The organism is Vibrio sp. 10N.222.55.C6 (genome assembly GCF_041473395.1).
GTDB classification, from domain to species: domain Bacteria; phylum Pseudomonadota; class Gammaproteobacteria; order Enterobacterales; family Vibrionaceae; genus Vibrio; species Vibrio crassostreae_C.
Map to the genome: position 1 here is coordinate 1 of NZ_JBFRSD010000772.1, position 362 is coordinate 362.

1 protein-coding gene is annotated in these 362 nt (G+C 47.8%); it reads right to left on the reverse strand.

All coding sequences use genetic code 11. The features are described from left to right. Positions 1-362: YjbH domain-containing protein (locus AB4486_RS26080; RefSeq protein ID WP_372119649.1), on the reverse strand; the 362-nt coding region annotated here is incomplete at both ends.

Here is a 362-nt window from a genome sequence, read left to right on the forward strand (position 1 = left end):
CGTTCCATGGCGTGTGTTGTGTCATGTCGACACCACCACGTACTACAGGGAAGTCTTGAGAATAATCGTTGCCATCGTATTCAAGCTTCAAAGTTAACGGCTTATAAGGGGTTTGATATTCAAAGCCGCCATAAATTGCCGCATCGCCTTTAAACCAGCGTTCAAAGTCAACACTGCCGCCATTGCCTTTATAATCAGACGGGCGTTCACAATACTTGTCACTGGCTTTACACAATGGGTTAGTGAAATTGCCACTGGTGCCCATGTATCCCCAAGCCATGCCCAAGGTAAAATCAACAGGGCCAAAGCGTTTGGTTGCCGCGACAAATTCGCCATCGAACAAGCCAGTACCACCGAAGTCA